Origin of the sequence: Pseudomonas marginalis (assembly GCF_001645105.1) — a bacterium.
GTDB classification, from domain to species: Bacteria; Pseudomonadota; Gammaproteobacteria; order Pseudomonadales; family Pseudomonadaceae; genus Aquipseudomonas; species Aquipseudomonas petroselini.
The window spans coordinates 160,502-175,208 of the sequence record NZ_LKEG01000041.1; the positions used below are offsets into that span (position 1 = coordinate 160,502).

At 61.2% G+C, this 14,707-nt stretch carries 12 protein-coding genes; 7 read left to right on the plus strand and 5 right to left on the minus strand.

Annotated features, from left to right (window positions below; all coding sequences use genetic code 11):
• Positions 1–107: 107 nt before the first annotated feature.
• Positions 108–4,958, minus strand: a complete 4,851-nt coding sequence (locus AO064_RS15230) for a leucine-rich repeat domain-containing protein (RefSeq protein ID WP_064053860.1) — start codon at positions 4,956–4,958, stop codon at positions 108–110.
• A gap of 170 nt (positions 4,959–5,128) precedes the next feature.
• Between AO064_RS15230 and AO064_RS15235 the strand changes: the two genes are divergently transcribed.
• From AO064_RS15235 to AO064_RS15245, 3 genes are all read left to right on the plus strand, one after another.
• Positions 5,129–5,344, plus strand: coding sequence for a DUF2970 domain-containing protein (locus AO064_RS15235; protein ID WP_012723854.1), 216 nt, complete (start codon positions 5,129–5,131; stop codon positions 5,342–5,344).
• Positions 5,345–5,770: 426 nt separating this feature from the next.
• Entirely contained in the window at positions 5,771–7,429 is a 1,659-nt protein-coding gene (locus tag AO064_RS15240; protein ID WP_012723853.1) for a nitrite/sulfite reductase, read from the plus strand.
• Positions 7,413–7,907 carry a DUF934 domain-containing protein gene (locus tag AO064_RS15245; protein WP_012723852.1) on the plus strand — a complete coding sequence of 165 codons (495 nt, stop codon included), beginning with the start codon at positions 7,413–7,415 and terminating at the stop codon, positions 7,905–7,907. The genes AO064_RS15240 and AO064_RS15245 overlap by 17 nt, the downstream gene beginning before the upstream one ends.
• Positions 7,908–8,012: 105 nt before the next feature.
• Here AO064_RS15245 and AO064_RS15250 read toward each other — a convergent pair whose 3' ends face one another.
• Positions 8,013–8,426: a MerR family transcriptional regulator gene (locus tag AO064_RS15250; protein ID WP_064053861.1), complete on the minus strand. Its 414-nt coding sequence runs from the start codon at positions 8,424–8,426 to the stop codon at positions 8,013–8,015.
• Between the two features lie 71 nt (positions 8,427–8,497).
• Between AO064_RS15250 and AO064_RS15255 the strand changes: the two genes are divergently transcribed.
• Both AO064_RS15255 and poxB read left to right on the plus strand, forming a co-directional pair.
• Positions 8,498–9,730 carry an NADH:flavin oxidoreductase/NADH oxidase family protein gene (locus tag AO064_RS15255; RefSeq protein ID WP_064053862.1) on the plus strand — a complete coding sequence of 411 codons (1,233 nt, stop codon included), beginning with the start codon at positions 8,498–8,500 and terminating at the stop codon, positions 9,728–9,730.
• A gap of 77 nt (positions 9,731–9,807) precedes the next feature.
• Positions 9,808–11,532: a ubiquinone-dependent pyruvate dehydrogenase gene (poxB, locus tag AO064_RS15260; protein WP_064053863.1), complete on the plus strand. Its 1,725-nt coding sequence runs from the start codon at positions 9,808–9,810 to the stop codon at positions 11,530–11,532.
• Positions 11,533–11,700: 168 nt separating this feature from the next.
• On the opposite strand, the gene AO064_RS15265 is transcribed toward poxB, so the two are convergent.
• Positions 11,701–12,258: an NADPH-dependent FMN reductase gene (locus AO064_RS15265; protein WP_012723848.1), complete on the minus strand. Its 558-nt coding sequence runs from the start codon at positions 12,256–12,258 to the stop codon at positions 11,701–11,703.
• Positions 12,259–12,485: 227 nt separating this feature from the next.
• Here AO064_RS15265 and AO064_RS15270 point away from each other — a divergent pair, with 227 nt between their 5' ends.
• Positions 12,486–12,722: a hypothetical protein gene (locus AO064_RS15270; protein ID WP_064053864.1), complete on the plus strand. Its 237-nt coding sequence runs from the start codon at positions 12,486–12,488 to the stop codon at positions 12,720–12,722.
• A gap of 61 nt (positions 12,723–12,783) precedes the next feature.
• Here AO064_RS15270 and AO064_RS15275 read toward each other — a convergent pair whose 3' ends face one another.
• On the minus strand, positions 12,784–13,125 hold the full coding sequence (locus tag AO064_RS15275; protein ID WP_064053865.1) for a hypothetical protein: 342 nt from the start codon (positions 13,123–13,125) through the stop codon (positions 12,784–12,786).
• A 109-nt stretch (positions 13,126–13,234) separates the two neighbouring features.
• On the opposite strand from AO064_RS15275, the gene AO064_RS15280 reads away from it, so the two are divergent.
• Positions 13,235–14,128, plus strand: coding sequence for a LysR substrate-binding domain-containing protein (locus AO064_RS15280; RefSeq protein WP_064053866.1), 894 nt, complete (start codon positions 13,235–13,237; stop codon positions 14,126–14,128).
• Here the strand turns inward: AO064_RS15280 and AO064_RS15285 are convergent.
• Entirely contained in the window at positions 14,125–14,706 is a 582-nt protein-coding gene (locus AO064_RS15285; protein ID WP_064053935.1) for a GNAT family N-acetyltransferase, read from the minus strand. The genes AO064_RS15280 and AO064_RS15285 overlap by 4 nt on opposite strands.
• Position 14,707 lies beyond the last annotated feature (1 nt).

The following is a 14,707-nucleotide window of genomic DNA, read 5'->3' on the forward strand; positions in this document are numbered from 1 at the left end:
TCGGTCAATGGGCAGCCTCGCAAATTAGCCGTGGCCACAAGCCGCACTTGGTGGGGTTGTACCACCTCAGGCACAGTGGTGATGCCACTGCGGCCCAGACTCAGGTGTTACAGGTGCGGTAAGTCGAGCACCCCGCTTGGCCATTCAACGATAGCGGTGGCACTCACGTTCAGCGATTGGAGCGCTCGCAGAGCACTGACGTCCAGTGTGCCAAGGCGGTTTCGGCTCATGTCGAGGCGCTCAAGGGCAGTCAGTTGATTCAGGCGAACCTGCATACCGGGGTTGACGGTCAAATAATTGCCCTGCAGCTCTAACTCTTTAAGCTGCCTCATGCCTTCAATCGCCGACGGCAGATCATCCAACCGCATCCGGGATAAATCGAGACGTTCGACCTGGGGGAATTTGCGCAAAAACGTGCTGAGTTCAGGCTCGGTCAGACTCAGTCCGCGGAGGTTCAAACTGCGGATGTGCGGATAAGCCCCCCCAGGTAAATGCGGTAGGTCGTTCAGCCTGCCACCTGACAGGTTAAGCACTCTATTCACCGGTGGCATCTCACGCATATCAGCGAAACGCTCCAAAAAACCGTTGCGCCAGCACGCCAATAGCCGGTCAGCAACGTCCTCCCGGTGGTAGCGGTCAGCCGCATAGCGTTCGACCCTGACCGCCTTGACCTTCCACTCATCCAGTTCGCGGACCAGGTCAGCGTACGCCTGACGCAAGGTGCCGATTTCATCGAGCATTGCCTCAACCGAAATTCCCGGCGCCCGTAAACCCACCGGATAATGCTCTCTGGCCGTGTTCAATAACCCGTCCAAACACTCTACGCGGTACATTTCGGTCATGCTCCGGACGTCCGCCAAGTGAGCGGGATGCTCAAACAGGTAGCGATACACCGACATGAACGATGCGTGCTCGAGCCTTGACCACCCCAGGCTCAACCCGCGCCATAAGCGCTCGTGACCGACGAATAACCGCGCCGGCACGCTTGCAATCGGGTTGCCGTCCAGCCTCAATGCGTCCAGCTGTGGCAGGTCCAGCACGCCTGTCGGCCAACGGGTCAGTTGGCAAAACGTGAGGTCCAGCGACTTGAGCTTCTTTAGTTCACTGACGTCGATGCCCTCCATCGCCCCTCTCAGGCTCAAGTGTTCAAGGTGCGCCATGCCGTTCAACTGCTGCTGCAGTGCAGCCGAATACACGAGGCCGTCGCCGTGCACATGCAAGCCGGTGATTGCGGCGTTGCGTGTGATAGCCGGCGGCAGCGCTGCGCCTTCGGCCAGTGATACCGACAGGCGGCTGACCGAGGGAAACTGCTCCAGCAACGCCGTACCGGCGGGCCCCTCCAAGTCGGCAGCGTTGACTGTCAACCTGACTACATGGGAAAAATCCGCCTCCAGCCGGGGCAGGTTTTCGACGCCCGATAAATCCAGGTGTTCGTTGACAGCTACGCCACGATAGGGCGTCGAGCGCCAACAGTTGATCAACTCACTGGCCAGCGCACGCCTCATAAGACGCAGACCTTCGGCCACGATGCGCTCAGGCGACTGCTCCACCGTGGCCTGAAAACGCTCTGTAGGCTCGTGCGCCCCGACCCACTGTTGCAGCGTGCCCTGTAAGCGCTCCAGCTCACTCTGGCGACTGCTGAGCAGGCTGAGCATTTGCTGATCAGTTCGACCGGCCAGTAACTGCCCCTGGACAAATTGGATGGCCGAGCGGTGGTCAATCTGCGGATAGATATCACGCACCCTGGCCACCCATTGCGGGTTGGCCGGGAACCCTGCCCCGCGCCCGCTGAGCACGTAGCCGGTGTAACCAGGCTGCAGCCGCTTGAAGCGCGGTTTGATCGGCTCCTGGCCCAAGGCACGGGAAATCGTCTCGCGATGCCCCACCGCATACTCAGCCAGGGCTTTTTGCAGCTCGCCGGACTGGCCCACATGGGGCAGCCCCAAATCACCGCGCGCGCCGTCCGGCAACGCGTGCAGGATGGATGCAAACAGATTGCGTCCGTGCCGGGGCACGCTGTTCAACGCGTTGCCGTTATCGTCGAAGGCCTGGAATTGATTGTCATGCTTGACCAGGTATTTGCGCTGCGGTGCCGTCTCGCTGCCGATACTGTCCAGCAACGGCCCTTCCACGCCGGTCTCTCGCACTTCAAGGCGCACCGCGTCGGACCAACCTGCCAGATGCTCCAGGGCGTGCAGTGCCAGGCGGTCGCTGTCGGTGGAGGCCAGGCTTTCCAGATAGAGCCCCGCGCACGCGCGACTCAAGCGGCCCTGCTGCAACAGGATCCGGGCCCGTTCCGCCATCTTCAGCGGCAGGCGCTTGGTCTGCGACAGGTGCACGTGCTCAGCTGGCGTAGCGTTAGCCAATACTTCGCGCGCCGCTGTGGTCGAGAGCCCGCGAAAGCTGCGCCGCACGTCCTCCAACGCGGGCACGACGGGCTCGGTACCGCGCGCGATGCTGTCGAAGATCGTCGCCTTCTGGGTTTGCAGAAAATCGGCAATCTGCTCCCTGAACACCGCGACCCGCTCAGCGACCACCCGTGCGCCCTCACCGCCAAGCAAACCGGTAATTTCCGGCTCATCCAACGCCGCCAGAATCAGCTCGGGCAGCTGGCTGCTGGACACTTGCAGGTGCGTGACCTGAATCACCGGCTTGACGCCCCCGACCGACGTGCCCCACCGGCTTGACTTGCCCGTGAGCCCAGGCCCGTCGAACACCTCGATACAGCGCCCGCGCGGCCAACGTGGCATGTCGACGACCAGCGGCGGCACATAGTTGTAGCGGTTGTCCGGCACGCGCTGCCCCGCGCGCGCCTGGTCAATCAGTTCATGCACCTGCCGATCAATCCGAAATTGCTTCAGGGTTTCCTCCAACTGTGCAGGCGGCGCCTTGTGATCACTATGCATCCGGCGCAAAGCGTCGTCGTCGACACCGCTGATTTCGGCGACCTGCAGCAGCTGCGCATCACTGAAGGCATCGGTCGACGGCCCTATCCGGCGCAACAACGTCAAACGATCCCAGGTGTGTGGCCGTTCGAAGCGGTGACGCCAGGCGCCCGCGTGGTTATGGCTCAACACCGGCTGGTAGGCGTTGGGATCGCTGGGGTGCTTGATCCGCCATTGGTTGAGCGTGGCGTCGAAGGTCTTTTCATACACCTGGCCCTGCAGACGAATGTAAGTCTTGCCACCCGTCTCATACTGGCCCAGGGCGTTTGGCTTAAGGGCGGGAGGCAACATGACTGCGCTGTTGTACGCACGCAGGTCGGCGTTCCACAGGCGTGGTTGACCAAAAGGCAGCTTGACCCTCTGCAAACCGTCCACAAAAGCACTGGCTTTGATCACCGGAGCCCTGGCCGCCACCGCGCCCAGCGCTGCCATGAAGACAACGTTCTGCAACACCGACGCCAGATGTTGCCAAGCCTCATCGGCATCCCCCACCTGCCAGGCCTCGACGCCCTGGTACACCTCGTACGTCAGTTGGGCCGCAGTCACCGCCAGCATCACTTCCCCAAGGCCCGGCACGAAAAACGCCGCGACATTCAGCACGTTCAGGCCCCACTCGGCATAGTGCTTGAGCCGCTCGATCCAAGCCTTGTGGTCGACCTCGGCGGTGGGTACGGCCAGCAACCTGGCATTCGCCTTGATCCGCTCCAGATGGCGGTCATACAGCGTGGAAAAAATCTCGGGCTTGTGAAATGTCTCGTCGGGGTGCAGATCGAGTTCGTCGTTCCAGACCTCCTCGAAGATGCCATCGACGAACGCGTCAGGGTTATAGCCAGGCCCAGGCGGTTTCGGGCTTGGGTTCCAGCGGTACACCTTGAGCTGAAGCCTGAGGCGGCGGAAAAAGTTCGCCGACTCGTCCTGGGGCAAGAACCCCGCAAAGAAGCGCTGATAAGTCGGCGAACGCAGCTTGACGGCCAATGCCTGGGCAAACGCCTTGAGTGACGGGTACTCCTTGACCGGACTGGCCGGATCACCCGGGATGTAGACGATGATGCGCGTATCACGTACCAAGTACTCACCCGCAGGCGGTATCGGCAAATGCGTGGGAAAGACCAGCGTAGTCCCAGGCTTGCGTGGGGCTGAGCCGATAATCAGCACATCGCTCAATGCCGCGCCCAGCACGGTCAATTGGCTGTACACCACCGGGTAGCCATCCAGCATTGGCCCAGGCTGGCCATCGAGTATCTTCAGTAAGGTCGCATAGGCAGTCTCATCAAGATTGGCCTGCAAGCGCGCTATGTGCGCCTGCAAGCGCAAACCGGCCTTGTTGGCCGCGATTGTCTGCCGGCGTACCTCGTCGGCCGTGGCCGGGGTTTCAAACACCGCGCCAATGTGGTCCTGATACTGCTTGCCCAGGTCCAGTGTGCGACACAGTTGGGCAAATGCTTCAGGCTTGATCGCCAGCTTGTCACGAATGCGGTAACGCACCCTGCCAAACGGGTAGTGCTCAGTTTCATGGTACCGGTGTTGTTCCAGTGCATCTTCTGGCGCCAAGGCGCTGGTTTCCTGCAGCGCCACCTCATCGAACGGCTCATCGGCCTCGAAGTTGCGCAGTGCCGCCTGCAACAGGCTCTGGGCGTCGGCACGATTGGGCGCGCGCAGATGAAACAGCTGGGTTTTGTTGACGTCCGGTGCCAGGCCAAAAGTGTCGCGCAACGCCTGGTTGAGCAACGGTGTGGCGAAGTCTGTGAGGGTCTTGAAGTTCGCCAGGGTCTTGGCCAGGGTTTGACTGGCGGACAAATAGCCGGCCTGGCTATCCAGCAATGCTCGGCGCAACGCAGGCCGGGCACTGGCAAAAAGCTCAGGCTGGGCGGCTGTTAACGCCTGCAGCGGGTCGCGCGCGCGATGCAATCGCTGGATGTCGGCGGTCGTCAGCTGTTCGAGCCACTTGGGCAGGCGTCCTTTGATAAAGGTGACGTGAAGCCCCTCGCTGATGGGGCTGTCGAGTGGTGACATGAGGCATGGGTTCCTGATGCTGTTTAGGGAGCCTCAGGACATCACGCGGATCAACGGGCGAAGCGGTGCATAGTTGCGCGGGTTCTGTTGTATTGGTTTCGCTGCGGTCATTGCCGCGGAACTGACTATGCTGGATACACAGGGCGCTAACCCTGAACCGGGAGGGTGTTATGGACGACTCAGGCAACAAACCGCCAACGTTCTGGCAAATGCTGCACAGCGTGGTCGCTGCCGCCTTCGGCGTGCAAAGCGGGAAGAATCGCGCACGTGACTTCACGCACGGCAAGCCCAGCCACTTTGTCGTCCTGGGCATTCTGTTCACGGCCGTGTTCGCCTTGACGCTGTTCGGCATCGTCAAGTTGGTGTTGCACTTGGCGGGGGTGTAGAGCACGCGGAATAAGGGAACGGGCGGGCCGTTCCCTTATTCCGGATGTTACGGGTCCTGCTGCGGATCTCGCCCTCTTCCTACTGATGGCTGACCCAGAACACGGCGGTTCCCACCACTAGGATGATCAGGAACAGAATGGCCCAGGCATCAACGGTGCTGTCGGGTTTACGGGCTTTTGTCGAATTGCTCATCGCATCGCCTCTTGTCGGTTTTATAGGTGATTGCATTAAGACTCGACCACAGTAAAGTCCACACTTGCCCCTATGACAAATGTGGATATCGAGATAATCAATCTCATTAGTCGATTTGGTTCTTTGCATATACTCAAACATCACTTTTGCGCATAAACGCAAACTGGTATCGTGCCCCCGCTCCGTTGGGAGTGCGCGGCCGTGCGCGCAGATTTGCCGAGAACAGGACCTATATGTACGTATACGACGAATACGATCAGCGCATCATCGAGGACCGCGTCAAGCAGTTCCGTGATCAGACCCGACGCTACCTAGCAGGTGAACTGAGCGAAGAAGAGTTCCGCCCTCTGCGCCTGCAAAATGGCCTTTATGTTCAGCGCTTTGCGCCGATGCTGCGGGTGGCCGTGCCTTATGGCCAACTGACTTCGCGCCAGACGCGCATGATGGCCAAGATTGCCCGTGACTTCGACAAAGGCTATGCCCACATCAGTACCCGCCAGAACGTACAGTTCAACTGGCCGGCGCTGGAAGATGTGCCGGACATCCTGGCTGAACTGGCGACCGTGCAAATGCACGCCATTCAGACCAGCGGTAACTGCCTGCGCAACGTGACCACCGACCAATTCGCCGGCGTGGCCGCTGACGAACTGATCGACCCACGCCCCTGGTGCGAAATCGTCCGTCAATGGACCACCTTCCACCCCGAATTCGCCTACCTGCCGCGCAAGTTCAAGATCGCCATCAATGGCTCGACCTCGGACCGCGCCGCCATCGAAGTGCACGATATCGGCCTGGAGCCGGTGCACAACGCGGCCGGCGAGCTGGGTTTCCGTGTACTGGTCGGCGGTGGCCTGGGCCGTACGCCCGTGGTCGGCGCGTTTATCAACGAGTTCCTGCCGTGGCAGGACCTGTTGAGCTACCTCGACGCCATCCTGCGGGTCTACAACCGCTACGGCCGTCGTGACAACAAATACAAGGCCCGGATCAAGATCCTGGTAAAAGCGCTGACCCCTGAGGTCTTCGCCCAGAAAGTCGACGCCGAGATGGAACACCTGCGCGGCGGCCAGACCACCCTGACCGAAGCCGAAGTGCACCGCGTCGCCAAACACTTCGTCGACCCTGAGTACAAGGCCCTGAGCAATCAGGACGCCGAGCTCGCAGCGCTGGATAAAGAGCATCCAGGCTTCGCCCGCTGGCGCACCCGCAACACCCTGGCGCACAAAAAGCCGGGTTATGTGGCGGTCACCCTGTCGCTGAAACCAACCGGTGTTGCACCGGGCGATATCACCGACAAGCAGCTGGACGCCGTGGCCGACCTGGCCGAGCGCTACAGCTTCGGCCAACTGCGCACCTCCCACGAGCAGAACATCATCCTGGCGGACGTGGAGCAGAGCCAACTGTTCACCCTGTGGGGCGAGCTGCGCGAAGGCGGTTTCGCCACGCCGAACATCGGCCTGCTGACCGACATCATCTGCTGCCCGGGCGGCGACTTCTGCTCCCTGGCCAACGCCAAGTCGATCCCGATCGCCGAATCGATCCAGCGCCGTTTCGACGACCTGGACTACCTGTTCGACATCGGCGAGCTGGACCTGAACATCTCCGGTTGCATGAACGCCTGTGGTCACCACCACGTCGGCCACATCGGCATCCTGGGCGTGGACAAGAAAGGCGAAGAATTCTACCAAGTGTCCCTGGGTGGCAGCGCCAGCCGCGATGCGAGCCTGGGCAAGATCCTCGGCCCGTCCTTCGCCCAGGAAGCCATGCCCGAGGTGATCGGCAAGCTGATCGACGTGTACATCGAACAGCGCACCGAAGATGAGCGTTTCATCGACACCTACCAGCGCATCGGCATTGACCTGTTCAAGGAGCGCGTCTATGCAGCGAATCATTAAGAACAACGAAGTCCTCGACGAAACCTGGCACCTGCTGCCCAAGGACGCGAGCTTCGACGGTATCTCCAACTGCGACGACCTGATCGTGCCGTTGGCACTGTGGCGCGAACACGGCCACGCCCTCAAGGCCCGCGATGGCGGCCTGGGTGTGTGGCTGGACGCCGATGAAGAAGCCGAAGAAATCGGTGAGGACGTGGAACACTTCCAAGTCATCGCCCTGAACTTCCCGGCCTTCACCGACGGGCGCAACTACTCCAACGCACGCCTGCTGCGCGACCGTTACGGTTACAAAGGCGAGCTGCGCGCGATTGGCGACGTGCTGCGCGACCAACTGTTCTACCTGCGCCGCTGCGGGTTCGATGCCTTCGCCCTGCGCGCCGACAAAGACCCGTACGAAGCGCTGGAAAGCCTCAAGGACTTCTCGGTGACGTACCAAGCAGCAACGGATGAACCGCTGCCGTTGTTCCGTCGGCGCTGAGCCTCAAATGTGGGAGGGGGCTTGCCCCCGATGGCGGTGGATCAGTCAATGAATCTGTTGACTGGTTCTCTGCTATCGGGGGCAAGCCCCCTCCCACATTGGCATCTACTTGCTCTGTAGACCGGTCTTGATCGACGCCAGCACCTGCTTCTGCCCCATCGAACACGGCACGCCTTCCGGCTGCGCCCGCACTGCCTCGATCACCTCCAGCAACTGCGCCTTGCTGTGGGCCAACTGCGCCTGCATCTCTTCGATCTGCACGACCTTGCATTCCAGTGCCTCAATCAACTCCTCGCGCTTGTGCTCCCCCGGCGCAGGCATCAGCGCCTTGAGTTCCTGCAAGGTAAAACCTGCCTGCTGCGCGCTCTGGATCAGTTGCAGGGTTTGCAGCGCCTCCGGCGCGTAACGCCGGTAACCGTTTGCCTGGCGCCCCACCTGGCTGATCAGCCCTTCGGCCTCATAAAAGCGGATCCGCGACGCCGCCAGCCCGCTCTGCTTTGCCAGCTCACCAATATTCATCACCGCACCTGCTTGACATTAAAGTTAACTTTAAGCTTAGCCTGAGACCTCCTCTGCTCAGGAGTCAACCCATGTCACCCTTTGAAGCCCTGCAACTGCCCAATGGCCAAGTCCTCTCCAACCGCATCGCCAAAGCGGCGATGGAAGAAAACATGGCCGATGGCAATCAGGCGCCGTCCCGTGAATTGAAGCAGCTTTACAAAGCCTGGGCCGCCGGTAATCCCGGTTTGTTGATCACCGGCAACGTGATGGTTGACCGCCGCGCCATGACCGGCCCCGGCGGCGTGGCCCTTGAGGATGAGCAATACCTGGCGAGCTTCAGTGAGTGGGCCGACGTCGCCCGCGGCAACGGCGTGCACTTCTGGGTACAACTCAGCCACCCAGGCCGCCAGACGCCGGCCAACCTACGCCAGCAAGCCATTGCACCGTCCGCCGTGGCACTCGACCTCGGTGGTTTCTCGAAGATGTTTGCCACGCCCAAGGCCATGACCGAAGACGACATCCAAGACGTGATCCAGCGCTTTGCCACCAGCGCACGCCTGGCCGAAAAAGCCGGGTTTACCGGCGTGCAGATCCACGGCGCCCATGGTTACTTGCTCAGTCAGTTCCTGTCGCCATTGAGCAACCAACGCACCGACCGCTGGGGCGGCGCCCTGGAGAACCGCGCGCGCCTGTTGCTGGAAGTGATCCGTGCGGTACGCGCCAGCGTCAGCCCGTCGTTTTGTGTCGCCGTCAAACTCAACTCTGCCGACTTCCAACGTGGCGGTTTTGCAGAAGCCGATGCACGTGCCGTGGTCGCAATGCTCAACCCGCTGCCCATCGACCTGCTGGAGTTATCCGGTGGCAGTTACGAAGCACCCGCCATGCAAGGCGAAGCGCGTGACGGCCGCACCCTGGCGCGTGAGGCGTACTTCCTCGAGTTCGCCAGTCAACTGGCAACCATCGCCAAGATGCCGGTGATGGTCACCGGCGGCATCCGTCGCCTGCCCATCGTGCAACAGGTACTGGACAGTGGCGTCGCCATGGCCGGGATCGCCACCGCCCTGACGCTGGAACCCCACTTGATCCAGCACTGGCGCGAAGGCCGCGACCCCAACCCGCAACTCAGGCCTATCGACTGGCAACGCAAGCCCCTGGCCTCTCTCGCCATACTCGCCGTGGTGCGCTACCAGATGCGCCGCCTCAGCCGCGGCCATTCGCCCAAAGCCAACGTCGTGCCGTGCATGGCGCTGGTGCGCGACCAATGGTTTCTGGCGCGGCGCACGCGGCAGTACCGGGCGGCTATGACGCAATCTTCACATTAAAGGCGGAGCATTCGCCGTGATCGAACTGTCCCCTATTGATCAGCAGTTTTTAACCTCACTGACGATTGGAGTTCTTCATGGCGAAAATCAACCTGGCCCAGCAATTGGCGACCACCCTTGAGCAGGCGGGCATCAAGCGTATCTGGGGCCTGACCGGCGACAGCCTCAACGGCCTCACCGACGCCCTGCGCACCATGGACAGCATCGAGTGGATGCACGTGCGCCACGAGGAGGTGGCGGCCTTCGCCGCCGGTGCCGAAGCAGCGGCCACGGGTGAACTGACGGTGTGCGCCGGCAGCTGCGGGCCGGGTAACCTGCACTTGATCAATGGCTTGTTCGATTGCCATCGCAACCATGTGCCGGTGCTGGCGATCGCCGCACAGATTCCGTCTTCGGAGATCGGCTTGAACTATTTCCAGGAAACCCATCCCCAAGAGTTGTTCAAGGAGTGCAGCCACTTTATCGAGCTGGTCACCAACCCCGAGCAGATGCCCCACGTGCTGCACCGCGCCATGCGTTCGGCGATCCTCAATCGCGGCGTGGCAGTGGTGGTGATTCCGGGTGACGTATCGCTGCTGGAAGTGGAGGATAAGCTCAAGCTCTGGCCAGCCCTGCACGCGCCGCGCACATTGCCCGCGGAACAAGACCTGCAACGCCTCACCGAGCTCCTGGAAAGCAGCCAGAAGGTCACCCTGCTGTGCGGCAGCGGTTGCGCCGGCGCCCATGACCAAGTGGTGGCCCTGGCTGACGCGCTGGGCGCACCCGTGGTGCATGCCCTGCGCGGCAAGGAACATGTGGAGTGGGACAACCCGTTCGATGTGGGCATGACCGGCCTGATCGGCTTCAGCTCCGGTTACCACGCCATGCTCGGCTGCGACACGTTGATCATGCTCGGCACTGACTTTCCTTATCGCCAGTTCTACCCCACTGACGCCAAGATCATCCAGGTTGACCGCAACCCGCAGGCCCTCGGCCGCCGCGCCACGCTGGACCTGGGCATCGCCGCGGATGTCAGTGAAACCATCGACGCCCTGCTGCCGCGCTTGACGCGCAAGACCGATCGCAGCTTTCTCGAGACCTCCTTGAAGCAGTATGAAAAAGCCCGCCAAGGGCTCGATGACCTGGCTCAACCGTCGAAGGCCAATCGGCCGATCCACCCACAATACGTGGCGCGTTTGCTCAGCGAGTTGGCGGATGACGATGCAATCTTTACCGCCGACGTCGGCTCACCGACCGTGTGGGCTGCGCGATATTTGAAGATGAACGGCAAGCGCCGCCTGATCGGTTCGTTCAACCACGGCTCGATGGCCAATGCCATGCCCCAGGCCATCGGCGCGCAGGCGGCCTTCCCGGATCGCCAGGTGATTTCGATGTCCGGTGACGGCGGCTTTGCCATGCTGATGGGGGATTTCATTTCCTTGGCGCAGTTGAAACTGCCGGTGAAAGTCATCGTGTTCGATAACGCCTCGCTGGGCTTTGTCGCGATGGAGATGAAAGCCGCAGGCTACCTGGACGCCGGTACCGAACTGAAAAACCCGGACTTCGCCGCCATGTCCAACGCCATGGGCATCCTCGGCATTCGCGTGGAGCAATCCGAAGACCTGGAGCCCGCCCTGCGCCGCGCCCTGGCCCATGATGGCCCGGTGCTGGTGGATGTGGTCACCGCCACCCAGGAGTTGGTGATGCCGCCGACAATCAAGCTGGAACAAGCCAAGGGCTTCAGCCTGTACATGCTCAAGGCGGTGATGAGCGGCCGGGGCGATGAAGTGATCGAACTGGCGCGCACCAACTGGTTGCGCTGACCCTCATTGGCGCAAGGAAGCGCCGTAGCTGTGGCGAGGGAGCTTGTTCCCGTTGGACTGCGTAGCAGTCCCAGTCTTTTCAAACAAAGGCCTGGGGCCGCTTCGCGGCCCAACGGGAGCAAGCTCCCTCGCCACATTGAGAGTAAACACCTTTAAGTGGGCGGGTAATCAGCCGTGCTGCTTGGCCACCCACTTGGCGTAAGCATCAATAAACGCCTGCAGGAACGGCTTGGTCTTTTCAGACACCTTGCCCGCCTCGTCAAATACACTGCCCGCGCCGCCCAGGTAGGCCTCCGGCTGCTGCATGCAGGGCACATCGAGAAACACCAGGGACTGGCGCAGGTGATGGTTGGCGCCAAAACCACCAATCGCCCCCGGCGACACGCTGATGATCGCCCCCGGCTTGCCACTCCAGGCGCTCTGCCCGTAGGGCCGAGAACCTACGTCGATGGCATTCTTCAAGGGCGCGGGCACGGAGCGGTTGTATTCCGGGGTCACGAACAGCACCGCGTCGGATGAGCTCACGTGTTGACGGAAAGTACTGTAGGCTGCCGGCGGTGTCGCACCGTCAATGTCTTCGTTGTAGAGCGGCAAGTCGCCAATTTCCACAATGTTCAACTTCAGGTTGGCAGGGGCCAGTTCGGCCAATGCCAGCGCGACCTTGCGGTTGATCGAGTCTTTTCTCAAGCTGCCAACCAGGACGGCTACGGTGTAGACCTTGCTCATTGGGGGTTCCCGACGTCTGACTAAAGGAGCTTGTAGTTATAGAGTCTTCGCGGCGTGTTCACCAGAAGGTTTTGATAATCCTCCGGGCATTGGCATCACGCAGTGACATGTAGGAATCATCTGAAAAGATTAGCGAATAGTATTTTTATTCCGTAAGTAAACTACCCCGCTCCCTGACGGTCTACAGAACCGCAAATCGAGTGTTTATCTCCAGAGGTTCTAAACAGATGGCAGCAGTACTAGTCGGACAGTTTCATGCCAGAGACGCAGAAGGACGTGTGTATTCGGTGCATGAGTTCCAGGAATCCAACCCGGCGCAAGGCGACCTGGCTGGCTCGGCACCTACCACCACCTACAAGCTGGCCATTGGCGATCGTGTAGAAAAGCTGGAAGGCGACGAATTCAAGTTGATTCAATCGGGCACGATTCTCGTGCGCGAGTCGCGAACCACCCTCGCGTCATAAGATCACGCCTTATCCACCTGCTCAGTCCTGGCCATTGATGGCGTCGACTGGGCTGGGGTGATCACGGCCGGCGGATCTCCGTGACCTCAATGCCCTGCTCCCCCTCGACCTTCTTCAAGGTCACCATCAAGCGTCCCCGCTCGCCCTGCACGGCAAACATCGAACGCTGGTAGCCCGCGCTGTGGTAACCCGGATACGCGACCACCTGCCTGACCAATGCCACTTCCAGGACTGCCCCCACCTGTTCGGCCACCTGTTCCTGGGAACGGATGAACGTTTCAAGTGCCAGGTTTTCCGGCGTGCTTTCGTTTTGAGCGTTGAAGAGATAAGCAGCCACGCACCCGACGGTCACCAAGACCAGCAGTTGCTTGGCCGTTACCCCGAGGATCGAGGGTAGAGGCATGTGAGACCAGACCTGTTTTTGTTGTTAATGCCGGCAGCCGGCTTTGGTCGTTGATGATCAGCGCAGCCATTCTATTGAATACCCGGCGCGCTGCACATAGACTCCGGCGATGCGTTTACGTCATATCGAAGTGATTCAAGCCATCTTGCAGACCGGACACCCAGGCTTGGCCGCCGAGTGGTTGCAACTCCCCGTGGGCGATGTGGACGCGGCGCTCAAGGAGGCCGAGGCGCAATTGGGCTTTATGCTGTTCGCCAGCGTCCGTGGACGCTTGCAGGCGACACGGGAAACCCTGGAGCTGCAGGCGGAAATCGCCCACGTGTATGAGGCGCTGGAACCAGTGCAGCGCCTCGCCAGCCGCCTGAAACACCATCACGCCCCGACCCTGCGCGCCCTCTGCACCCCGCCCCTGGCCAATCAACTGTTGCCGCAAAGCATTGCGCTGCTGCGCCGACGCTTCCAGGACACGCCGTGCAACCTGTCAAGCCAGCCGACCCGCGAGATCGTCAGGAGCCTGCTGCTGCACGAAGCCGACGTAGGCCTGAGCCTGCATGACCCGGAACACCCACAGATCCACAGCACCGTGCTGGCCCAAGGCAAACTGCAATTGCTCGCGCCCCATGGCTGGCTCAAACCCAAGCAGAAGTACATCGCGCTGCAGGACCTGGCCGGGCAATCGATGATCGGGCTCGAAGGCCAGGACCCGCTCAGCCGCTTGCTGGATGCCAAGCTGCAAGCCCTGCGCCCGCTGCCGGTGGTGCAGACGCGCGTACAGACTTACCAGATGATGCGCAGCATGGTGGAAGCGGGAGAAGGCCTGGCGGTGGTCGACCCTTTCACCGCGTTCGGCGCACGCGAGGCCGGGCTGGATGCGTGCCCGGTGTCGCCGCCAATCATGGTCAGCCTGTATGCGCTGACCCTCAAGGAGGGCGTGACCTCCCCAGCGCTGAATGCATTGCTGGAGATCGTGACGCAGAAGGCCGAAGGCCTGTTGGCGGGCTAAGCCTTGTCGACTTCGCTCTTGAACAGCCGATACCAGAAAATCGCCACTTCGCGGGTTTGCGGATCAATGCCGCGATAGCGCAGGTGGTCGATGCCGCCCATCACGTAGCCGCAGCGCTCGTACAAACGGCAGGCCCCGAGGTTGTTGTTCTGGGTTTCCAGCATCATGCCGGGCAGGTTTTTCTTGCGGCTCCAGAACTGCGCCACATCCAGCAGCGCCTTGGCCACGCCATGGCGCCGGGCGGGCAAGGCCACAGCCAATTCGTCGACATGGGCAAAGCCGTTCCAATTGGTGCTGACCACGATGTGTCCTACCGGGCGGTCGTCCAGGTAGGCCATGAAGATCGCGCTGTCGGGCGCGTCGCGAAAACTGGCGAACTCTTCCGGATCGATGCCATAGCACTTGCGGTACGGCAAGATGCGCTCCACAGGCCATTGATCGACCCGCTTGCCCATCTGCGGCTCACCGTAGGCGCTGACTTCAAAGCTGAAATCATTGCCCCACACATAGGCGTCAAAGCCTTCGTCGGCGACCCGTACACTGAGCCCTGGATACTTCGGGTTCATTACAGCTTGCATA